Origin of the sequence: Escherichia sp. E3659 (assembly GCF_005781135.1) — a bacterium.
Lineage (GTDB): Bacteria > Pseudomonadota > Gammaproteobacteria > Enterobacterales > Enterobacteriaceae > Escherichia.
Genome location: NZ_VATQ01000020.1, coordinates 30,501 through 51,265, shown reverse-complemented (window position 1 = coordinate 51,265; position 20,765 = coordinate 30,501). Strand labels below are relative to the sequence as shown.

Here is a 20,765-nt window from a genome sequence, read left to right as displayed (position 1 = left end):
CTTTTCTAATTTTACTGAACCGATGCAGACACGCAGGTAAACACGCCAACACCGGTTTAATGCCACTTATAAACAATAAGAATGGAATGACGAATCAGTCAGGAAATGATGACAAACAGTTGGCAGACCAGAGGAGTCAGCAGAAAGATGAGCGGGAGTTGTCAGCGCCAGCACCAGGGGCAGGGCTGATTTCCACAATACCAGCGCCGGCATTTTGCACATTGCCAGCGTACCGGCATCACAACACGTTTCATGCTGCAGCTCCTCGTGACTCTTCGATTCGCTGCTGCATCCACTGCTCCACTTCACTTTTGTACCAGCGACTGCTGCGCCCCAGTTTGATGGGTTTAGGGAAATGACCTTCACTGATCAGCTTATAAAACCATTTATCGGTCATGCCGGTGAAACTGGTGATGTAGTTCATGTCGATCAGGGGATCGTCGGCACGCAGCAACACGCTGTCGTGGCTTGTTGTGGTCAACATGGTCAGAATGTCCTTTGTGAGATTTATGAAGGTTGTGCAAATGCGGATTAATCTGCTGAACTGTGCTTTCAGAGCTGGCCTGCTACGGGATACCAGGGATTACCGGCGAGGTAACGGGCTTCCGGATCGCGCACACCACGACGATCGCGGGCGAAATCACTGAACGCCCATATCAACTCTTTGAGGATGTCTTCGCAGTCCGGTGAACGACTGTCCAGCACCACATCCCGTGTTATCTGCTTCTGGTACGGTGCCGCTTCACCCGGTGACGCGAAGCCCAGTACGTTGCTCCAGGCATCCAGAATCAGCCGGTCCAGTTCAGGGCCGTCGAAATACTCCTGTCTGACGCACAGCACCACGTGGTATTCCGGTTTTTCAGGATGACGGGTCAGGAGCCAGCAGAGGTCACGTCCGGGTGTTGCATTCATCAGCGCACTGACGGTTTCGATAAAATCCATACCGAACCAAGTTTTTCTGTCACTGAAGGCGTTGTCATGTTCCCACGGCAGACGAAGCAGGATCCGCCGTACCCGGGAGCAGGACTGTTCACGCAGCGCACGGTTGAGAACACCGATGATTTTGTTCTGATAAGACGGCCAGAAGGGCGCCAGGCTATAGTCGAAATGAGGGATACCATTCATAAGATATGCTCCATATGGAAACGCACGACGCATCCCCGCCAGCGAAAGACGAGCGTATGGTGAAACTGAAGGCGTCGTGTACTGAGATTGTTGATGTGATAACCGTGGAACCGGGGATGGCAGATGTCGTATGCCAGGACAGTCAGGAGACCAGACAGGTGTAAAATTCCTGAAGTGGGTTTAAGATGAATGATCTCCGTTGACTTCGGTTCACATCATTAATCAAGGCGGTAAGGTTTTACCGACGGAGTGTTTCCAGGAGCGGAGGCTCAGGCCTTAAGCTTCAGAAGTGAGGCTTACGTGGTCGTCCTGCTGCAGGACGTTCAGGAACTTCATTGCAGCCGTAGGCACACAGCCCGTCTTTTTGTTCTTCTTTCGCCAGATAATGCAGGGCACCGCGAATATTATCGATGCTTTCAGGATCGTTGTGGCGCACAGGAATGTTGATGTTGTATGTATAATGCGGCTGATATGTACAGCGGTGTGCCGAACCACTGTTATGCGTAATAGACCGCCAGCATTCCGTAATCCGCTCCGCAAAGGGATATATTTTTTTAACCCTCTGACGATCGAGCCAGAAAACCGCATGCGCATGAAAACCATGATCAGCCGTCCATTCAATCACCCAGAAGAAGCCAACGATATTTTCAAATTGTTCCACCTGCTCCAGCAGCATACGCAACTGCAATTCAAGCCAGCGATGATCAGGTTGTAAGAAATCAGGCGTATCTTTCCTGTAGAAGAAATCCATGCGTAAGGCCCGCAGGCAGGAATAGCGTGCCATCATTTGATTGATGTGATTGTCAAGTAAAGCGGTAAAAAACCAGTTTGGTGTGTAAGATTTAGGCATGTTGATGACTCCTGAAAGTTAATGATGTTTTAAGCTCTGTGAGCGATTTAATGCTTTCGCTCATAATCAGATCTAAAACGGTAATAACTTACAGATGGTATTTATCAGGCATGATGTAACAGAATGGATACGACGGATTATTAACGACACACAGCATTATGCAGAAAGAAATGGATTATCTGATGGTATTTGCTAAAGAGATGAGATAAACGAGGAGCGAATAAAATACAGAATCAATAAACATCACGAAATACTGCAAAATACGCGATAAAACACCACAACCAGAAGGTTAAGAAATATATTTCGACCAATCAATCATAAACTACAAACTTGCTCTCAGTGATTCTAAAAACCGTGTACAAGGCCAACACATACCTGTAACCTGATAAAATTATACACTCTCATTTAATTTGTTAAAAACGAATCACTTCAAAACATGAGCGTTAACGGCACACGATACCAGAATAAAATATACCATGGATGGATTATTTTTATCTTGCTTAACATAAAAGATAATCAGAAACGAACAGACATAATCAGGAATTCACTCTGTTAATTTTAATGCCGTTGTTTATCCTGACCTGTTAAACATGACGAAATCATGGACACCTTATCAAAGAGTAAACATTCGCTTAATCAGCAATGACAGAGGAATTTATATTTACTAGAACAGTTAAAACACTTCAGGTCAACAACAATCATCGTCAAGCAAATGCTGTTCATGATAGATAAAATTAAAATCAATTACTGTCTCACTGAAGATGAGAACAGATGGATATCATCAGTAGAATGGTAGAGGATAACTTATCTGAACATCATATGAGTTACAGTAGTTATGATTGAGGGATGGATGGAGTGAACACGATAACAAGATTAGAAATGACAGAATGAGAGTAAGATCAATGAGATTTGTAAAGATAGAGATTGTATGAAAAAGGGAGTGAGTATAATAATAGTAATAAACCTAAATATCCATGTTAATGGATAAAAATAATTTTAGAAAATGAATCTGTTTGAAAACTCTTTCTCAGAGATTAACCGATCAGATGCTCAACGAACTCAAGAAATTGGCTGAGTCAGGTTAACTCATCCACACTCTATTGGATCTACCATTTTGTTCATCTACCGAAACACATCAATTTAGTGACTCGACAGTATCTGTTATATAGACATTTATCGTTGCCACCAACGAATAACTTATTGATATACCTGTATATCATTGACTTGCAGGCTAATTTTGAAACAGATGCCATGCTATTTTAGGAAAAGAATCTATGCAAAATTCTGCTATGAGCGAGGAGCGGTCATTAGCCCCTCAGCCGTATGCCTTAAAGAGCGGACACGAAATAAAAGGATTGCGCTACTGCGAATTCCTGTTTTGACAGGATGTGACCCATGTCATCACCACCGCTACCAGAAGTAACAAACCACTTAAACCAAAAGCACTTCTCCATCCCAGACTGTCGAATACCAAGCCTCCAGCCGTTGAACCAAGTGCAATAGATAGCTGAATCACCGCAACCATGAGACCTCCCCCCGTCTCTGCATCTTCGGGTAACGCACGTGCTATCCATGTCCACCACCCCACTGGCGCAGCCGTTGCAAGTAGCCCCCACAGACTGAGTAAAACGGCAACAGCCCAGATGTGGTGTCCAACCAGCAGCAACGCACCGGTAATCGCTGCCATAAGCAACGGGATCATGATTAAGGTCTTATAAAATATGGTGTTCAGGAATATTGAGACGAATATTGTGCCGACCAAACCCGCTACACCTGTTGCGAGCAAAATCAAAGAAAGATCAGAAGCTTCCACCCTGGTGACGCTCTCCAGAAAGGGGCGCACGTAGGTAAATAAAGCAAACTGTCCCATAAAGAAGAGCCCGCAGGCCAGCAGTCCCGTTGGTACGATGGTGACACTGAACAGACGAAGCACAGCCCCCTGTGGTTTATGTGTTTTATCGCTTTCCATCGGAGGCAGGCTGAACCATTGCCAGATGAACGCAGCTATCGCAAGGGGGACCAGACATAAAAAGGTGCCACGCCAACCGATGGTTGTCCCCAGATAGCTACCAAGTGGCGCTGCCACAACGGTGGCCAGTGCGTTTCCGCCGTTAAAAATTGCCAGTGCGCGGGGGACATGCTGCTTTGGCACGAGCCGAATGGCGGTTGCCGCCGACATTGACCAGAACCCTCCAATGACGATACCAATCAGGGCCCTCCCCAGCATATAAACTGGATAGTCAGGTGCTATGGTGATAACTATTCCCGATATGGCCATTAAGGCCGTCAGCCCCAGCAGAAGATATTTTCGATTCAGGTCTCCGGTAATACGGGAGATAGTCAGACTGGTAAGCACCGCCAGCGCACCAGAGACAGCAATTCCTTGCCCTGCCAGCCCTTCAGTAACGTGCAAATCATGGGCAATGAGCGTAAGCAGGCTGACTGGCATAAACTCAGAAGCGATCAGCACAAACACGCAAAGCGTCATGGCAAATACGCCGCTCCAATATGCATGCGTTTTTTCGTATGATTGTTTTAGACTTATAGTGGACATTATTAGCATCCCTTAATATCGAACCAGCCGGATTCAGACGCAGTCGGGTCAGAAATCATTCAGAAAATAACGACATAATAGTTGGGTAAGAATAGAGGGCGATGTGGCATATTCTGCATCACACCAGGCAGTTAAAAGCCCCCCGTTTACGACAGGTGGCCTTGTAAACCTTTCGGGTTATCTTAAGTTTGCCTTGAAAAATTGCTCAAATTTGGCAAATGGGATCTTACCCGCAACATTGTCATACAGATCAACATGGTTTGCCCCTGGAACAATCACTAACTCTTTCTCTTTGCTGCCGATAGCGTTAAAGGCATCTTCAGCAAAATAGCGTGAATGGGCTTTTTCACCGGTCACGATGAGTGTGGGGATAGTCACTTCATTAGCGTAACTCAGCAGCGGCATATTCATAAATGACAGCGGCATGGTTGCATTCCAGGCACCGGTTGAGTTGACCGAACGCACATGGAAACCACGCGGCATGCGGTAATAATCAAAGAACTCTTTCAATACCGGATTAGGATTAGCGGGCAGAGTTTCCGGTAAAATACGATCGGAAGCGGTGACGTTGCCCTTCTCATCAACGTAAATGTCATGTCCGCCTGGCTCGAAAGCGCCATTTTCCGCATCCTTCCAGCGCTGCATGTTCAGATACTGCAATACGGCACGACGATCGGCAGTGGTATAGCGGTCTTTGCCATCGCCCACGCCATGCCCCATTGCCCGGCTCATGTCATACATCACGCTGCTCGCCACCGCCTTGACACGCGTATCCATCGCTGCGTCGTTTAAGGCCATGCCGCCCCATCCGCAGATACCGAGCAACCCGATACGGTTGCGATCCACCTCTTTTTGCAGGCCTAAGAAATCAACCGCCGCGCTGAAATCCTCGGTGTTGATATCCGGAGATGCGACATTTCGCGGGTAGCCGCCGCTTTCACCCGTGTATGAAGGATCGAAAGCCAGAGTGACAAATCCCTGTTCTGCCAGCGTCTGCGCATACAGGCCGCTGGATTGTTCTTTCACCGCCCCGAAGGGACCACTAACAGCAATAGCAGCCAGCTTGCGATCTCCACGATCCTTCGGTATGTAGAGATCCCCGACTAAGGTGATCCCGTACCGGTTCGGAAAGGTCACCTTACGGTGATCAACTTTCGTGCTCTCAGCAAAAGTTTTATCCCATTTCTCGACCAGCGAAACGGGCGTGTTCGGATTGGTTGTATCAGCGTAACTCATACTTGTGACTCCACTTAATGATGAGCATAACAACATAGCGGGTATCACGGCTGTCAATTTTTGGGTGAAAGCAGTCATCAAAATCCCCTTCATAAAATGTGCCAAATACTGGTTTCATACGGACAACGCTGCTGTGCTTTGTTGCAACGCGCGCATTATAGTTAGCATTAATAGTGCTGATTAGAGGGTAAAAAGTGCTAAGATTAATACTATATTGTTCTTAATTGTGATGCTGCGGGGAAGGATGATGGCGAAACGGGAAAACTATAACGATCTCTATCTGTTTATGCAGGTCGTGCGAGAAGGGAGTTTTACCGCCGCCGCCAAGAGGCTTGGCCTGGCGCAGTCAGGAATTAGCCGTACAGTGCGCGAGCTGGAAGAACGACTGGGCGTACAGCTTCTGGTACGCACCACGCGCAAGTTATCGCTCACCCATGCCGGCGAGTTGCTCTATCGAAACGTCGAATCTGGATTTGACTCATTAGATATGGGGCTTGCCACTCTGGCCCATTATCGCCATACACCATCGGGTACGGTCCGTATTAATGCCAGCCAGCACGCCATTGATAAAGTGCTGCTGCCGAAGCTGGCAGTGTTTAAACAACGCTACCCGGATATCCGGCTGGAACTCATCAGCGAAAGCCGGTTTGTCGATATTATTACAGAGCGCTTTGATGCCGGTATACGTCTGGGTTCAGAGGTGGATAGCGGTATGGTCGCAGTGCGTATTTCGCCCGATATGGAGATGGCCGTTGTCGGCTCGCCCGGGCACTTTCGTCGCTACGGATTTCCACAAACCCCCACTGATTTAGTGGCTCATCCCTGTATCGCTTACCAGTTCGGCGACGGCAGCCTGTATGCCTGGGAACTCAATCAGGACGGTAAAAAGATCACCCATCAGCCTCAGGGACAATGGGTCTTTTCTGACAGTTATATGGAAGCCAAAGCCGCGAGACTAGGTCTGGGACTGGCTTATGTCCCGAAGGAATTGGTGTCTGGTGATATAGAACAGGGAACACTGATCAGAGTTTTACAATGTTACAGCCAGCGACTGGAAGGTTCATATATCTATTATCCACACCGCAATGTGTCACCCGCTCTGCGAGCGGTTATCGATACATTGAGAATTTAAGGAATGAAGAGGAGATGATTCGCAGGCCTGGGTAGTAGTTGGAAAACAACGTCCGCTCTGGCACAAAGCAGACCATGAGAAGATAGACGCTATAACATTTGAGTCCTACCAATCGATCTGTTCATTTCCATAAATGGCAGTAAATGCAAATAACCAGAACAGCCAAGCGCTTTTCGACTTATGGTCGATGTTGCAAAGAGTGAGGAGTGGAAAGCAAGCGTGCGAACGAAAGTAGATGGCAATCCATTGCATTACTTCAGGACGACTTTTCAGAAAGCGAGCTAAGGGCGTCAACCACGCCCTTACCGTGGCATACGCTCAGGCACCAGATGTTGTTTTACAGGGTTCACCTGCCATCCAGTAGACGCCCCGCTCCACGACTGCAACCATAATTACGTTGACCAGAACCGTCATGCTGCTTCGTCTCATACTTCACGAGATAAAGGGCTCTCTCCATGGCTTTCTGCATCGCTTCCACATCACCACGCTTGACCCAGAGCACAGCGGATCCACCAGACTTTTTGTCAGAATCCTTCCGGGTATCAGAACATCCACCAGGCACAGGCGTATCATCGGAAGAAGGGCAAGCATCAGATGATGTCGGTTTACGGAAAGGCGTCCGCCTGGAAAAATGAACCAGTCCATTACCCTGCCAGGGCTCAAGATGCAGAGCGCTACACCATGCCAGCTTGATCAGCGTCGCCAGCGAAGAAGGAACGGTGAAATCCCCTGGCGAGCACCAGGTATCTTTGTTGAGCAGTAATATCACGTGATAATGTTTCCTGCCTTTTTCCTTGCCAAACTCCCGACACCAGAAATAACGCAGAATGGTTGCACGCACACGCTTGTTGGCACGTCGTTTTTTCCGCTGGTAAGCCTGAATTTTTGCTTTCAGGGATTCGAAAAAACGAGAAATCACCGCTGAATCTAAATCGGTATCCATGATGGTGGCTGGCATATACTCAGGGAAACGTAAATCCACCCGGATTAACGAGACGGCACGGTGTTGCGCCAGGGCACTGTTGAGAATACTTTCAAAACGGGATAACCAGTAAGCATTGTGTATTGGTTGATTCATGATGAGAGATCTCCGTTGATTTGGATTGACTTCACATCATTAATCACCGCGGTAAAACTTTACGGCATCCCGCCATTGAGCAACGCTACAACTCTCTGATTAAGAGTGATTGAAACGGAACAAACCATCCCGTAACGAAAAGAGAATCCAGCTGACACAGAGGGTAAAAACACCTCTGCAAAACACGCAACAACAGCATGAATGGATTTAAAAAACGACATGGACGACGAGAAAAGTCAAAAGGGAAACGGATCCACAGAACGTGCAAACAAAACATCAAAACGCAATCACAGAGCCGAATAGCGCGTTTAAAACCTGTTTACAGACAACCCCGCCCCGAGAACAAAAACCACCAACATCAGAATCGATTTTCTTATCCTGAAAACGTTACTTTTCAACACACCATAAAAACGATTAACCATCGATAACGTAAATCTCATCTGAATCAAAACACCAAAACCAATCATCACGCTTTTTCTGAAAAGAGCCTTATGATGAAGATAATCACCTTGCACTGAGAAAAAACACCAGGACCAGTTAATCACCTTATCAATCTCATCGTTACAAAATAATCCATAAAACCATTTAACAAAATCGTCGTAAGCACACCGTAAATCACGCCAGGTTATCTCAGTCGGATTTGCGTTTTTACGTAAAGACACTTTTCTCAGGTTAACGACTAAAAACACAAAAACTCAGAAAAGGTTAAACGCAACATCAGTAAAATCGAATAGCAGATTGATTGCTTAAACAGAAAGGTTTTACAGCAGCTTTAAACTGATTTTAGCTAACGTAAAGATTTACTAAACTGGATGTGTTTCAGACAAAGCAATGTGTACAGCAATGCTTAATGAAAACACTTATAGGGCTGTTTATGAAAACACGTGTATGTCTGGTAAAACACTTAGTAGAAAATACGTGTATAACACTTACTGAAATGCTTAGTAAAAATACTTAGTAAAATATGTGTATATAGTATCATACCGACATTCTCAACATCTTCAGACTTCCATACATACTGGGTGTTGATTTCTCACTTTTACAGCCAGCATGGAGTTTTCTGTTCTAAAAACAGAGCATATTTACTCTGGAATTATTTTCCCTGTCGGGATGTTTTTCACCTGAAAAATTTCTACAACACAACGGCGGTATAACATCATTCTGACATATTCATTCAGGTGAGTCGGACAAGGGATAATCCTGTTCTTTACCGAACGAACAGGCAGCGATAAAAAACTGATTCAGACGGCATTTCTGTCTGACAAACATTCTCATGCAGAAGACCGGGACATTTATTTTTCCCGAAAGGAAGTGATACCTGTTCTTATCATGGTAGCTGCATTACCTGATATCTTTCAGGCGAATCTCCTCCCTGTAAATCTGACCGTCGGATAAAAGAGATGAACATCAGGCAGATTTCCGTCAATAACGATAAGAGATGACCATCGTAAACATATCTTCCAGTAACGAACTGGCGCCTGCATATTACCGTTTATTCTCATACGTCATTGAAATATTGTCAGTTATAAAGGACATACACCTGAAAATTATCACCATGTGACAACGTCACAGATGGTACTGACATATAAAAATCAACAAAATCGCGCCAAAAAACCGCGCCGATATTGCACATCTGTAATCCATCATTTCCTTTTTGAATAACCTTCCGTGGTTACCCGACATCCTGATAATGACGCCCATCGTACACGCTTTTCTTTGCTCAGACATCGCATACTTTTATCCTGCTCAATACCACCTTCCTGCTAATCTTACCACTCGCTGACACACACAGAACAGCAACGTCCTCCGGACATACAGGCAGGGCAGAACATAATCCACCATGTTAAGTATATGTAACAATAATACACCATCAAGACCATTTCCATGGCCTTATATGTTACAACCTTAGAGCATGTATTTAGTCTCCAATAATACAGACTCGTCATTGTTCTTCTGAGACGACATGGGCATGTCACAAAACTAATTGACTGACATATCATGAAAATGTCAGTATTTAATAATTTAATGGAGGTACAAACATGAGCGCAGATGGCATTTCCGATTTAATAAAACCAGAAATATTTCTTGTCATTTTCCCTGGTACAACAACCACAGCAAAACGGGGTGGCGCCGGGTGGTTGAATAATAAAAGAGTCGTGTTCTGGGTATGGCTTTATATCAGTAAAGCCAGTTATAAGAAGATGGGGATTTTTCAGCGCGGTTCTGCGCCCGAATCAATACCCTATCGTGAATACCATTTTCCCTCATACCCTGACACCCATGAAAAAAGGAAAAAGGTATTACGTGACTGGATATCCTTCATGCGCTCCCGTTTTAATATAAATCAGATAGCTCAGTTCTGTTATCGTATGGAAAATGAATGGGCATTCACCTTTGATAATATCCACGTTCCACGACACTTTAAGGAGGGAACTGATGACACAGAATGGTCATGGAATTACATTAAGAAAAAACGATTATTTTCCCTGAGCGGCCTGCAACACATTCAGCCTCAGAATAATGCTGAACGAAAGCTTCTCATTAATGCTTTTTTTGATACCTGTCTTATTGAAAACAACCCTGCCGACGATATTGACATAAAGAACATGTTACTCAGAAAGATGAATGCAGCGTTTTATAAAAGAAAGAGCCGGGCGCGTGCGCGAATTCACTCCCGGAATAACCAACAGATGTCAGTCAGTTCAGGAGCGGATAAACAGGTAAATATTCGTCTTAAGGATTTTCAGTATCAGCAACTTCTTTTTATCGCGCAGAAAGAAAACAAAAGTAAGTCAGAAATCATAAAGGAGCTCATTACCAGGGCATACCGGGCGATACAATAACCACCACGTTCACCATTTCATCCCGGCCATACATCATATGCACGGGATGATACTGACTATTCCCCCCCCCTCAGATTAACCATGTCTGGTATACATAACGCATATTCTTTCGTTACGTCGTTCACATATTCACGTATAATTTCCCTTTTCTTATTATTATCGGACTTACTTTCCATTTCGGAGAAAAAACGGCTAAAAGTGAACGGATACTTTATACCTGAATGCAATAATGTAAAAAATAACACATGGGCCAGTTCTTCACTTAACGACATATCATTTTCTACAGGCTTAAATATAACGTCTCTTACATATTCTTTAGTGTGGAGAAATCTAAACGGCAAAGAAAACTGCCTTATAAAAAGTTCAGATACTCTTGTTTTTACACCGAGAATCCCCTTCAGATACTCGCTGCCTGTTTCACTCCTCCTGAAGTTTTCATCTTCCGTTGAAGGCAAATCCTCCATCAGTTTTTTAACTTCTGACAATGGATGTTTCTCAAGAAGATAAGAATATAAACTACCGGGAAATGAATACACATAACGAAGTTCTGAATCCCCCATCAGAGATGAGACTTTTTTCCTTATATAGGTTGGAACTAGAGTATATGAATGATTTATTCTTATACTTTCAGAAAATTTTATGGTGTTGGGCTCAGAATCAGCAAAAAAAGGAGAGACATTCTGAGAAGAAGGGCAACCAGTACAATTGGCTCTCGCTTCAGGCGGGTTCATTATTTTTGAGGGAATCTTAAAAACATCCACATAAACTCCTTTACGCCTCAATATTGCTGCCGTATGGTGAAGCATATAGACTTCTGCCACTTTTGAAATAAACATCTTTTCACATTGTTCTCCACACCACAAACTAAGTGTATGAATATCCATACCTACAGTTCTTTTTATCGTTTTTTCTGTATTTTTCCAGTATCGGGTGTTAAGAACAGCCTGTATCTTCGGCGGTTTTCTCCGCCCCATCATCATATGAAGTTCTTTTGCCTGCTCAGATAATCCTGTCATTTATTACCTCTGAATATATTCCATTAAAAATGGAAATAATTATACGCCCATATTACCTGAATGATAAACCGGATTAGTGTGATCCGGTTCAGTGAAATCAACAGGACACCGGTATGTCATTCAGCCATTATTCCCTCTCTGCACAAGTGAAATCATATCTGACGTTTCTTCCTGAAGAAATACGCCAGAAAATCCTTGAACATCTCCACTGTGTTATTCATTACGAGCCCGTGATTGGTATTATGGGTAAATCCGGCACCGGCAAAAGCAGTCTGTGTAATGCCATTTTTCAGTCCCGTATCTGTGCCACGCATCCCCTGAACGGCTGCACCCGTCAGGCTCATCACCTTACCCTTCAGTTCGGTGAGCGCAGAATGACGCTGGTCGATCTGCCCGGCATTGGTGAAACACCGCAGCATGATCAGGAATACCGGACACTTTATCGTCAGCTGCTACCGGAACTGGATCTGATTATCTGGATCCTGCGGGCTGATGAACGTGCGTATGCTGCTGATATTGCCATGCATCAGTTTTTACTGAATGAAGGTGCAGATCCCTCGCGTTTTCTGTTTGTTCTCAGCCATGCCGATCGCGTGTTTCCTGCTGAAGAATGGAACGACACAGAAAAATGCCCGTCCCGTCAGCAGGAACTCTCACTGGCAACAGTAACAGCCCGGGTGGCAACCCTGTTCCCTTCATCATTTCCGGTACTCTCCGTTGCCGCACCTGTCGGCTGGAACCTTCCGGCGTTTGTGTCGCTGATGATCCACGCACTGCCACCACAGGCAACCAGCGCGGTGTATTCACATATCCGGGGGGAAAACCGCTCTGAACAGGCCCAGAAACACGCACAACAGACTTTTGGTGAAACCATCGGGAAAAGTTTTGACGACGCCGTTGCCCGTTTCAGTTTTCCGGCCTGGATGTTACAGCTTCTGCGCAAAACCCGGGACCGCATTATCCACCTGCTGGTCACACTGTGGGATCACCTGTTCTGAGCGCCCCGGAGTCCCCCGTGGCAACCGTATACCTTTACACGACAACGGATTACGGTAACCACTGCCGTATACCGTCTGTCATTATCAATAACACGCTCTTTAATTTCAGAGGTCAGTCATGAATACCAGAATTCTTTTTCCCCTGCTGTTCACCGTGGCATCATTCTCCGCCTCCGCCGGCAACTGGGCTGTCAAAAACGGCTGGTGTCAGACCATGACGGAAGATGGTCAGGCGCTGGTAATGCTGAAAAATGGCACGATTGGTATTACCGGCCTGATGCAGGAATGCCCGAATGGCGTACAGACGCTCCTGGGCAGCCGTATCAGTATTAACGGTAACCTGATCCCCACATCACAAATGTGTAATCAGCAGACGGGATTCAGGGCTGTTGAGGTGGAAGTCGGACAGGCGCCGGAAATGGTCAAAAAAGCCGTTCACTCCATAGCAGAGCGTGATGTGTCCGTTTTACAGGCATTTGGTGTACGAATGGAATTCACCCGCGGTGATATGCTGAAGGTCTGTCCGAAATTTGTCACATCACTTGCCGGTTTTTCCCCGAAACAGACGACCACTATTAATAAAGACTCCGTACTGCAGGCTGCCCGACAGGCATACGCCCGGGAATATGACGAGGAAACAACAGAAACCGCTGATTTTGGCTCTTACGAAGTAAAAGGCAATAAGGTTGAGTTTGAAGTGTTCAATCCTGAAGACCGTGCGTACGACAAAGTGACCGTCACGGTTGGTGCTGACGGTAATGCCACCGGAGCCAGCGTTGAATTTATCGGAAAATAGCCGGTATGTCGGACTGTCACCCTGTTTTATTGCCCGAAGGCCCTTTCTCACGCGAACAGGCGATGGCTGTCACAACAGCTTACCGTAATGTGCTTATTGAAGATGACCAGAGAACGCATTTCCGGCTGGTTATTCGCAATGCTGAAGGGCAGCTACGCTGGCGGTGCTGGAATTTTGAACCTGATGCCGGAAAACAGCTAAATCCGTATCTCGCCAGTGAGGGAATTCTCAGGCAATAAACGTCTTCATTTCATCCATCAGGCCGCGTCTTCTCCGGGAGACGCGGCCTTTTCATTTATACCGCTAACTCATTCATAAGGAGCAAATCATGCGATTAGCCAGTCGTTTTGGTCATGTAAATCAGATCCGTCGGGAGCGCCCACTGACACGCGAAGAACTGATGTACCACGTCCCGAGTATTTTTGGAGAAGACCGGCACACCTCCCGCAGTGAACGGTATGCGTACATTCCCACCATCACCGTCCTGGAAAGCCTGCAGCGGGAAGGCTTTCAGCCATTCTTCGCCTGCCAGACCCGCGTGCGCGACCAGAGCCGCCGGGAATATACCAAACACATGCTGCGTCTGCGGCGGAGCGGACAGATAACCGGCCAGCATGTGCCTGAAATTATTCTGCTCAACTCCCATGACGGTTCATCCAGCTACCAGATGTTACCCGGATATTTTCGTGCCATCTGCACCAATGGCCTGGTCTGCGGTCAGTCGCTGGGAGAAGTCCGGGTGCCACACCGGGGAAACGTGGTGGACAGGGTGATTGAAGGTGCTTACGAGGTGGTGGGGGTTTTTGACCAGATTGAGGAAAAGCGTGATGCCATGCAGTCGCTGCTCTTACCGCCACCGGCACGTCAGGCACTGGCACAGGCGGCACTGACTTACCGTTATGGTGACGAACATCAACTGGTCACCACCGCCGACATTCTGACACCGCGACGCCGGGAGGATTACGGTAAGGACCTGTGGAGTGCTTATCAGACCATCCAGGAGAATATGCTGAAAGGCGGGATTTCCAGTCGCAGTGCCAGAGGAAAACGTATCCACACCCGTGCCATTCACAGCATCGACACGGACATTAAGCTCAATCGCGCATTGTGGGTGATGGCAGAAACGCTGCTGGAGAGCATGCGCTGATGCTGTTTCCCTGAAAGTGCAGCCCTGACTCACGTCTGTACCAGTCCCCAGGCATTCTTCCATTCATTTGCTTTTTATAAGGAATAATCTCATGACAACCTCTTCGCATAATTCCACCACACCTTCTGTTTCCGTGACCGCTGCATCAGGGAATAACCCGCCTCAGCTGGTTGCCACTCCCGTCCCTGATGAACAGCGCGTCAGTTTCTGGCCGCAGCACTTTGGCCTCATTCCACAGTGGGTGACCCTGGAGCCCCGGGTCTTCGGCTGGATGGACCGTCTGTGTGAAGACTACTGCGGTGGTATCTGGAATCTGTACACCCTGAACAACGGTGGCGCATTTATGGCACCCGAACCGGATGACGATGATGACGAAACATGGGTACTGTTCAATGCCATGAACGGTAACCGCGCTGAAATGAGCCCGGAAGCCGCCGGCATTGCTGCCTGTCTGATGACGTACAGTCATCATGCCTGTCGTACGGAGTGTTATGCCATGACGGTTCATTATTACCGTCTGCGGGACTACGCCCTGCAGCATCCGGAATGCAACGCCATTATGCGCATCATTGACTGAAAGGGGCCGGAACAATGCAACAGCTTTCCTTTCTGCCCGGAGAGATGACGCCCGGCGAGCGCAGCCTCATTCAGCGGGCCCTGAAAACCCTGGACCGCCATCTTCATGAACCCGGCGTGGCCTTCACCTCCACGCATGCGGCACGGGAGTGGCTGATTCTGAACATGGCGGGACTGGAGCGGGAAGAGTTCCGGGTGCTGTATCTGAACAACCAGAATCAGTTGATTGCCGGTGAAACCCTCTTCACCGGCACCATCAACCGCACGGAAGTTCATCCCCGGGAGGTAATTAAACGTGCCCTGTACCACAATGCCGCTGCCGTGGTGCTGGCGCACAATCACCCGTCAGGTGAAGTCACACCCAGTAAGGCTGACCGCCTTATTACGGAACGTCTGGTACAGGTACTGGCCCTGGTGGATATCCGGGTGCCGGACCATCTGATAATCGGTGGCAGCCAGGTTTTCTCCTTTGCTGAACACGGTCTGCTTTAACCCGTCACCATCACAACCACATCACACTTGTTTTCACTTTTATCTTCTGTCTTCAGAGGTATCCCATCATGAAAATTATCACCCGTGGTGAAGCCATGCGTATTCACCAACAGAATCCTGCATCCCGTCTTTTTCCGTTCTGTACCGGTAAGTACCGCTGGCACGGCAGTGCTGAAACGTATACCGGTCGTGAAGTGCAGGATATTCCCGGTGTGCTAGCCGTGTTTGCTGAACGCCGTAAGGACAGTTTTGGCCCGTATGTCCGGTTGATGAGCGTCACTCTGAACTGAGTCAGAAAGGGGATTCTGATGAGCAGCATTATCACCACCACAGTGTATACGCTGGATGAACTTTCCTGCCCTTCTGCACGGGAAAAAGCCCGCGACGGGTACCGTCAGCATCATGCTGACAGCAACTGGTATGAAAACGTGTACGAGGACTTCAGGGCGGTCTGTGGCATTTTCGGAATTGACCTCCGCCAGCGCGTTTTCCGGCTCAGCAACGGCAGGTTTATGGAAGAGCCGTGCATCTGGTTCAGCGGATTCTGCAGCCAGGGGGACGGAGCCTGTTTTGAAGGACGCTGGCACTGGCAGTCAGCAACAGCCAGGAGGCTCCGGGAGTATGCCACACAGGACCATGAACTCCATCGTATCGCGGATGTCCTGCAGGCGGTGCAGAAACGTAACTTCTGGCAACTGCAGGCTGAAATCCACCACCGGGGACGTTACTGCCATCCGTACAGCATGGATATCACTGTTACCCGGAACAGTCCGACTGGTCAGGCTATGACAGCCGATGCGGAAGCCGCTGTCAGCGAAGCCCTGCGCGACCTGGCCTTCTGGTTGTACCGTCAACTGGAAAACGAGTACGACTGGCTGACCTCAGACGCCGCTGTGGATGAGGCCCTGCTCATCAACGAATACACCGTCACCGAAGCCGGTCTGCGCGCCGGCTGACCCGTCATCATTAAACTATCATTCACCGATTTTCTGTGAGGATTTTATCGTGTCAGACACACTCTCCAGGACAACGCATACCGATGACAATCACGACCGTCCCTGGTGGGGACTACCCTGCACTGTGACGCCCTGTTTTGGCGCCCGTCTGGTGCAGGAAGGCAACCGGTTGCATTACCTTGCAGACCGCGCCGGCATCAGAGGCCGGTTCAGCGACGCGGATGCGTACCATCTGGACCAGGCCTTTCCGCTGCTGATGAAACAACTGGAGCTCATGCTCACCAGCGGTGAACTGAATCCCCGCCATCAGCATACCGTGACACTGTATGCGAAGGGGCTGACCTGTGAAGCTGACACCCTCGGCTCCTGTGGTTACGTTTATCTGGCTGTTTATCCGACACCCGAAATGAAAAATTAACTCTCCAGAATAGCCTTCTGCTACGGCCTGGTGTTTTCACCACGCCACTTTCCCATTTTTCATCTCTGCATATCAGGAAAATCTTCAGTATGAACACATTACCCGACACACACGTACGGGAGGCATCGCGCTGCCCGTCTCCCGTCACCATCTGGCAGACACTGCTCACCCGACTGCTGGACCAGCATTACGGCCTCACGCTAAATGACACACCGTTCGCCGATGAACGTGTGATTGAGCAGCATATTGAAGCTGGCATTTCACTGTGTGATGCGGTGAACTTTCTCGTTGAAAAATACGCGCTGGTACGTACCGACCAGCCGGGATTCAGCACCTGTACCCACTCTCAGTTAATAAACAGCATCGATATCCTCCGGGCCCGCCGGGCGACAGGCCTGATGACCCGCGACAATTACAGAACGGTAAATGACATTACCCAGGGAAGCATCCGGAGGCGAAACAATGAAACTGGCCCTGACGCTGGAGGCAGACAGCGTTAACATGCAGGCGCTGAACATGGGGCGCATTGTCGTTGACGTCGATGGTATTAAGCTCGCTGAACTGATTAACAAAGTCGCTGAAAACGGTTATTCACTCCGCGTGGTGGATGAACGTGACGCTACCAAAACACCGGCAACTTCTGCCAGCCCTCATCAGTTGCCGGAAGACAATACAGTGATACAGAGCGTGATGCCATTAACCACTGAAACAGCGCTGGATATCCTCATTGCGTGGCTGCAGGACAATATTGACTGCGAATCGGAAATTATCTTTGACAACGATGAGGATAAAACGGATTCGGCAGCACTGTTGCCCTGTATTGAACAGGCCAGGGAGGATATCCGTACCCTGCGCCAACTGCAACTTCTGCAACAGAACCGGTGAGTCTTACTCACCAGACTTCATTCCACTGACGCCAGCCTGAACAGGGCTGGCGTTTTCATTTATCTGCAAAAAGGAATATCGATTATGTCTGAAATCACAGCCCCCCGTCCGGAAGTGGTCAACGGGCATACGGACGTTATCTACTCAACCAGTATCCGCCACATTCTGGCTGTACGAAAGAGTACGCTGCTGCAAATCGACACACTTACCCGGCAACTGGCAGAAATCTCAGCAATGACAGAAAGTATTGGCGGTAAAACCGCACTGGACTGGGCGATGAAACAGGATTTTCGCTGCGGTTGCTGGCTGATGGAAAAACCTGAAACGGCAATGAAAGCCATCACCCGCAATCTCGATCGCGAAATCTGGCGTGACCTGATGCAACGTTCCGGGATGCTGTCATTAATGGATGCGCAGGCCCGTGAGACATGGTACCGGTCACTGGAATACGATAATTTTCCGGAAATCAGCGAAGCGAACATTCTGAGCACATTTAAACAACTGCACCAGAACAAAGATGAAGTGTTTGAGCGAGGGGTGATCAACGTCTTCAGGGGACTGAGCTGGAATTACAAAACTAATTGCCCCTGTAAATTTGGCAGTAAAATTATCATTAACAACCTGGTAAGGTGGGACCGGTGGGGATTTCATCTTATCACCGGGCAACAGGCTGACCGACTCGCCGATCTGGAAAGAATGTTGCACCTGTTCAGCGGTAAACCGATCCCCGACAACCGGGAAAACATCACCATTCATCTGGATGATCACATCCGGTCTGTTCAGGGTAAAGAGTGCTATGAAGATGAGATGTTCAGCATCAGATACTTTAAGAAAGGCTCCGCGCACATCACGTTCAGGAAACCAGAACTGGTTGACAGGCTGAATGATATTATTGCGAAATACTATCCGGAAACCTTATCGTCCGTTTAACCCAAAGCACAGACTCAGTACATACACAAAAACATTCTGATAAATCTGGCGTCATTCAGAGCAAAAAACCATGTTTTCCAGATTATTTGTAAAAAAACATACTCCAGCTATGGTGGCAGGTGGCCTGGTATTTCTGTTCATTGTTCTGCTGACATTTTTCTGGAAAAAAGCAGAGCTGGTGAATGACAGCCAGACCAGAGTTAATTTCGCACTTGGCTATATAGAAAACATTCTCAATCAGAACAACAGCATCAGCCCGGAAGCAGAACATTTGCTTCTGAATAACTGTAACGCAGATACTCAGCGTGAATTAAGCAATCTGCTGCTGAAGCGCCCCCAACTTCGTGCACTAAGCCTGGCAAGACAAGAGGCTGTATTTTGCAGCACCCACCCCGGTTTGCCTGTCGGTCCAGTTGCTGAAAAGGAACGGTGGCGGCACGATATGCTGATTCGTTTTCCTGAAGATACAGGTACTCTGCCCTGGATCCTGTTAAAAACACCTTACAAAAACGGTACGGTCATTACCGCCACGGATTATTATTTTATTCAGGACATCATCTCTGTGGTTCATGCGGTTCCTGCAATACAATTCCGTTTGGGAAACACGGTCCTGTCAGCCAGCGGAAAAAATGTCACTCTGCTCCCGGACGACAGCGGCATACAAAAAGAAAGTCATTCAAAAAAATATCCGTTCTCCCTGATTTATACCATCCCGGTGAAAATGCAACTTATCTACGCCTGGAGACAGGCCTGGTATATGTTCCCTGTTGCCATCTTCGGTGGAATACTCACAGCCTTTCTGCTGCCCCGCCGTCGTCCATCCACCCCGCTCGATATGCTGAAAAATGCACTTGCTCACGGAGAGTTCAGACCTTATTTTCAACCCATCATTTCAGCTAAAAATCACCAGCTGACCGGCTGCGAAGTACTGATTCGCTGGCATCACCCCGTCAGCGGGATTATCCCACCAGATCAGTTTATCCCGCTGGCAGAGTCCACCGGATTAATTGCCCCGATAACGCAACAGTTGATGTCTCAGGTCGAACATAGCCTTAATCCTGTTGCACATTTTTTACCAGATCAATTTCATATTGGGATCAATATTTCACCAGCGCATTTTCTGTCCCCGGGGCTGGAAGATAGCTGTATAAAGTTTCTATCCACCTTCCCGAAAGGGAAAGTGAAACTGGTTCTGGAACTGACAGAACGAAACCAGCTATCCGTCACAGCAGAATCAAAAGCGTTATTTGCGAAATTACATCAACAGGGAGTATTGTTTGCTCTGGATGATTTTGGTACTGGCTATGCAACCCACAGCTACCTGCTGTCGTTTCCTGTCGATTACATCAAACTCGACAAAGGGTTTGTACAAATGGTCGGCGTGGATGAAATCTCCGGGCATATAGTAGAAAATGTTATTGAGCTGGCTCGTCGGTTAGGTATTGATATCATTGCCGAAGGCATTGAAACCGAATCACAGGAGTTGTTCATGACAGAGAAAGGAAGCAGCTATCTGCAGGGATACCGCTATGCACCTCCACTACCCGCGGAACAGTTTATTGCTGAGTGGGTATACAACAGCAGAAACGGCAAAAACCAGAGATAACACATACTGAAATGGACCAGGATATGCGTCCCCCTTTTCACCTCATCTCCCAATTCCCGGGTTTGATTCCTTTTTCGCAGCAAAAGGAACTGAGGGTACAAAAGAGGGTACATTTTTCACCAAACCA

Annotated in this window: 23 protein-coding genes and 2 pseudogenes; 17 read left to right on the top strand and 8 right to left on the bottom strand. The window is 47.7% G+C overall.

Annotated features, from left to right (window positions below; genetic code table 11):
- Positions 1-250: 250 nt before the first annotated feature.
- Together FEK47_RS15290 and FEK47_RS15285 are read right to left on the bottom strand one after the other, a co-directional pair.
- On the bottom strand, positions 251-484 hold the full coding sequence (locus FEK47_RS15290; protein WP_000958492.1) for an AlpA family transcriptional regulator: 234 nt from the start codon (positions 482-484) through the stop codon (positions 251-253).
- 68 nt (positions 485-552) lie between these two features.
- Positions 553-1,125, bottom strand: coding sequence for a hypothetical protein (locus FEK47_RS15285; RefSeq protein WP_138183248.1), 573 nt, complete (start codon positions 1,123-1,125; stop codon positions 553-555).
- A gap of 14 nt (positions 1,126-1,139) precedes the next feature.
- On the opposite strand from FEK47_RS15285, the gene FEK47_RS25120 reads away from it, so the two are divergent.
- Positions 1,140-1,289 (top strand): hypothetical protein, encoded by a 150-nt coding sequence (locus tag FEK47_RS25120; RefSeq protein WP_001421645.1) that lies wholly within the window; start codon positions 1,140-1,142, stop codon positions 1,287-1,289.
- A gap of 119 nt (positions 1,290-1,408) precedes the next feature.
- On the opposite strand, the gene FEK47_RS15280 is transcribed toward FEK47_RS25120, so the two are convergent.
- The 3 genes from FEK47_RS15280 to FEK47_RS15270 form a co-directional block, all read right to left on the bottom strand.
- Positions 1,409-1,975: an inovirus-type Gp2 protein gene (locus FEK47_RS15280; protein WP_001601195.1), complete on the bottom strand. Its 567-nt coding sequence runs from the start codon at positions 1,973-1,975 to the stop codon at positions 1,409-1,411.
- A gap of 1,360 nt (positions 1,976-3,335) precedes the next feature.
- Positions 3,336-4,529 (bottom strand): MFS transporter, encoded by a 1,194-nt coding sequence (locus FEK47_RS15275; RefSeq protein ID WP_001601191.1) that lies wholly within the window; start codon positions 4,527-4,529, stop codon positions 3,336-3,338.
- A gap of 177 nt (positions 4,530-4,706) precedes the next feature.
- Positions 4,707-5,843 carry an alpha/beta hydrolase gene (locus tag FEK47_RS15270; protein ID WP_032158042.1) on the bottom strand — a complete coding sequence of 379 codons (1,137 nt, stop codon included), beginning with the start codon at positions 5,841-5,843 and terminating at the stop codon, positions 4,707-4,709.
- Positions 5,844-6,012: 169 nt separating this feature from the next.
- On the opposite strand from FEK47_RS15270, the gene FEK47_RS15265 reads away from it, so the two are divergent.
- Positions 6,013-6,897, top strand: a complete 885-nt coding sequence (locus FEK47_RS15265) for a LysR family transcriptional regulator (RefSeq protein ID WP_001601186.1) — start codon at positions 6,013-6,015, stop codon at positions 6,895-6,897.
- A 346-nt stretch (positions 6,898-7,243) separates the two neighbouring features.
- Here FEK47_RS15265 and FEK47_RS15260 read toward each other — a convergent pair whose 3' ends face one another.
- Positions 7,244-7,975, bottom strand: a complete 732-nt coding sequence (locus FEK47_RS15260) for an inovirus Gp2 family protein (protein WP_001601184.1) — start codon at positions 7,973-7,975, stop codon at positions 7,244-7,246.
- A 308-nt stretch (positions 7,976-8,283) separates the two neighbouring features.
- Positions 8,284-8,637, bottom strand: coding sequence for a hypothetical protein (locus FEK47_RS15255; protein WP_187415510.1), 354 nt, complete (start codon positions 8,635-8,637; stop codon positions 8,284-8,286).
- Between the two features lie 1,377 nt (positions 8,638-10,014).
- On the opposite strand from FEK47_RS15255, the gene FEK47_RS15250 reads away from it, so the two are divergent.
- Positions 10,015-10,818, top strand: a complete 804-nt coding sequence (locus FEK47_RS15250; RefSeq protein WP_001601179.1) for a hypothetical protein — start codon at positions 10,015-10,017, stop codon at positions 10,816-10,818.
- Between the two features lie 56 nt (positions 10,819-10,874).
- Here FEK47_RS15250 and FEK47_RS15245 read toward each other — a convergent pair whose 3' ends face one another.
- Positions 10,875-11,834, bottom strand: coding sequence for a hypothetical protein (locus FEK47_RS15245; protein WP_001601178.1), 960 nt, complete (start codon positions 11,832-11,834; stop codon positions 10,875-10,877).
- A 113-nt stretch (positions 11,835-11,947) separates the two neighbouring features.
- On the opposite strand from FEK47_RS15245, the gene FEK47_RS15240 reads away from it, so the two are divergent.
- From FEK47_RS15240 to FEK47_RS15175, 14 genes and pseudogenes are all read left to right on the top strand, one after another.
- Positions 11,948-12,832, top strand: coding sequence for a YfjP family GTPase (locus tag FEK47_RS15240; protein WP_001601176.1), 885 nt, complete (start codon positions 11,948-11,950; stop codon positions 12,830-12,832).
- Positions 12,833-12,950: 118 nt separating this feature from the next.
- Entirely contained in the window at positions 12,951-13,628 is a 678-nt protein-coding gene (locus FEK47_RS15235; protein ID WP_001601175.1) for a hypothetical protein, read from the top strand.
- Between the two features lie 5 nt (positions 13,629-13,633).
- A complete protein-coding gene (locus FEK47_RS15230) occupies positions 13,634-13,867 on the top strand; it encodes a DUF905 family protein (RefSeq protein WP_001601174.1) in 234 nt (77 codons plus the stop codon).
- Between the two features lie 89 nt (positions 13,868-13,956).
- Entirely contained in the window at positions 13,957-14,775 is an 819-nt protein-coding gene (locus tag FEK47_RS15225; RefSeq protein WP_138183247.1) for a DUF932 domain-containing protein, read from the top strand.
- A 91-nt stretch (positions 14,776-14,866) separates the two neighbouring features.
- Positions 14,867-15,352: an antirestriction protein gene (locus FEK47_RS15220; protein ID WP_001601169.1), complete on the top strand. Its 486-nt coding sequence runs from the start codon at positions 14,867-14,869 to the stop codon at positions 15,350-15,352.
- Positions 15,353-15,366: 14 nt separating this feature from the next.
- A complete protein-coding gene (locus tag FEK47_RS15215; RefSeq protein ID WP_001601168.1) occupies positions 15,367-15,843 on the top strand; it encodes a RadC family protein in 477 nt (158 codons plus the stop codon).
- A gap of 68 nt (positions 15,844-15,911) precedes the next feature.
- Positions 15,912-16,133: a DUF987 domain-containing protein gene (locus FEK47_RS15210; RefSeq protein WP_001601167.1), complete on the top strand. Its 222-nt coding sequence runs from the start codon at positions 15,912-15,914 to the stop codon at positions 16,131-16,133.
- An 18-nt stretch (positions 16,134-16,151) separates the two neighbouring features.
- On the top strand, positions 16,152-16,799 hold the full coding sequence (locus tag FEK47_RS15205; RefSeq protein ID WP_001601164.1) for a hypothetical protein: 648 nt from the start codon (positions 16,152-16,154) through the stop codon (positions 16,797-16,799).
- A gap of 49 nt (positions 16,800-16,848) precedes the next feature.
- A complete protein-coding gene (locus tag FEK47_RS15200; RefSeq protein WP_001601163.1) occupies positions 16,849-17,217 on the top strand; it encodes a type IV toxin-antitoxin system YeeU family antitoxin in 369 nt (122 codons plus the stop codon).
- A gap of 89 nt (positions 17,218-17,306) precedes the next feature.
- Positions 17,307-17,683, top strand: a pseudogene (locus FEK47_RS15195) (TA system toxin CbtA family protein).
- Positions 17,680-17,829: pseudogene (locus tag FEK47_RS15190) on the top strand (DUF5983 family protein); the annotation flags it as partial. The pseudogenes FEK47_RS15195 and FEK47_RS15190, both read left to right, overlap by 4 nt.
- A 75-nt stretch (positions 17,830-17,904) precedes the next feature.
- On the top strand, positions 17,905-18,102 hold the full coding sequence (locus tag FEK47_RS15185; RefSeq protein WP_087891818.1) for a DUF957 domain-containing protein: 198 nt from the start codon (positions 17,905-17,907) through the stop codon (positions 18,100-18,102).
- Between the two features lie 84 nt (positions 18,103-18,186).
- Positions 18,187-19,032 carry a DUF4942 domain-containing protein gene (locus tag FEK47_RS15180; protein ID WP_001601159.1) on the top strand — a complete coding sequence of 282 codons (846 nt, stop codon included), beginning with the start codon at positions 18,187-18,189 and terminating at the stop codon, positions 19,030-19,032.
- 70 nt (positions 19,033-19,102) lie between these two features.
- Positions 19,103-20,638 (top strand): EAL domain-containing protein, encoded by a 1,536-nt coding sequence (locus FEK47_RS15175; RefSeq protein ID WP_001601157.1) that lies wholly within the window; start codon positions 19,103-19,105, stop codon positions 20,636-20,638.
- Positions 20,639-20,765: the final 127 nt, after the last annotated feature.

Coding starts and splice junctions, on each gene's coding strand:
- FEK47_RS15290 (WP_000958492.1), bottom strand. CDS start 484: ATGTTGACCACAACAAGCCACGACAGCGTGTTGCTGCGTGCCGACGAT.
- FEK47_RS15285 (WP_138183248.1), bottom strand. CDS start 1,125: ATGAATGGTATCCCTCATTTCGACTATAGCCTGGCGCCCTTCTGGCCG.
- FEK47_RS25120 (WP_001421645.1), top strand. CDS start 1,140: ATGGAAACGCACGACGCATCCCCGCCAGCGAAAGACGAGCGTATGGTG.
- FEK47_RS15280 (WP_001601195.1), bottom strand. CDS start 1,975: ATGCCTAAATCTTACACACCAAACTGGTTTTTTACCGCTTTACTTGAC.
- FEK47_RS15275 (WP_001601191.1), bottom strand. CDS start 4,529: ATGTCCACTATAAGTCTAAAACAATCATACGAAAAAACGCATGCATAT.
- FEK47_RS15270 (WP_032158042.1), bottom strand. CDS start 5,843: ATGACTGCTTTCACCCAAAAATTGACAGCCGTGATACCCGCTATGTTG.
- FEK47_RS15265 (WP_001601186.1), top strand. CDS start 6,013: ATGGCGAAACGGGAAAACTATAACGATCTCTATCTGTTTATGCAGGTC.
- FEK47_RS15260 (WP_001601184.1), bottom strand. CDS start 7,975: ATGAATCAACCAATACACAATGCTTACTGGTTATCCCGTTTTGAAAGT.
- FEK47_RS15250 (WP_001601179.1), top strand. CDS start 10,015: ATGAGCGCAGATGGCATTTCCGATTTAATAAAACCAGAAATATTTCTT.
- FEK47_RS15245 (WP_001601178.1), bottom strand. CDS start 11,834: ATGACAGGATTATCTGAGCAGGCAAAAGAACTTCATATGATGATGGGG.
- FEK47_RS15240 (WP_001601176.1), top strand. CDS start 11,948: ATGTCATTCAGCCATTATTCCCTCTCTGCACAAGTGAAATCATATCTG.
- FEK47_RS15235 (WP_001601175.1), top strand. CDS start 12,951: ATGAATACCAGAATTCTTTTTCCCCTGCTGTTCACCGTGGCATCATTC.
- FEK47_RS15230 (WP_001601174.1), top strand. CDS start 13,634: ATGTCGGACTGTCACCCTGTTTTATTGCCCGAAGGCCCTTTCTCACGC.
- FEK47_RS15225 (WP_138183247.1), top strand. CDS start 13,957: ATGCGATTAGCCAGTCGTTTTGGTCATGTAAATCAGATCCGTCGGGAG.
- FEK47_RS15220 (WP_001601169.1), top strand. CDS start 14,867: ATGACAACCTCTTCGCATAATTCCACCACACCTTCTGTTTCCGTGACC.
- FEK47_RS15215 (WP_001601168.1), top strand. CDS start 15,367: ATGCAACAGCTTTCCTTTCTGCCCGGAGAGATGACGCCCGGCGAGCGC.
- FEK47_RS15210 (WP_001601167.1), top strand. CDS start 15,912: ATGAAAATTATCACCCGTGGTGAAGCCATGCGTATTCACCAACAGAAT.
- FEK47_RS15205 (WP_001601164.1), top strand. CDS start 16,152: ATGAGCAGCATTATCACCACCACAGTGTATACGCTGGATGAACTTTCC.
- FEK47_RS15180 (WP_001601159.1), top strand. CDS start 18,187: ATGTCTGAAATCACAGCCCCCCGTCCGGAAGTGGTCAACGGGCATACG.
- FEK47_RS15175 (WP_001601157.1), top strand. CDS start 19,103: ATGTTTTCCAGATTATTTGTAAAAAAACATACTCCAGCTATGGTGGCA.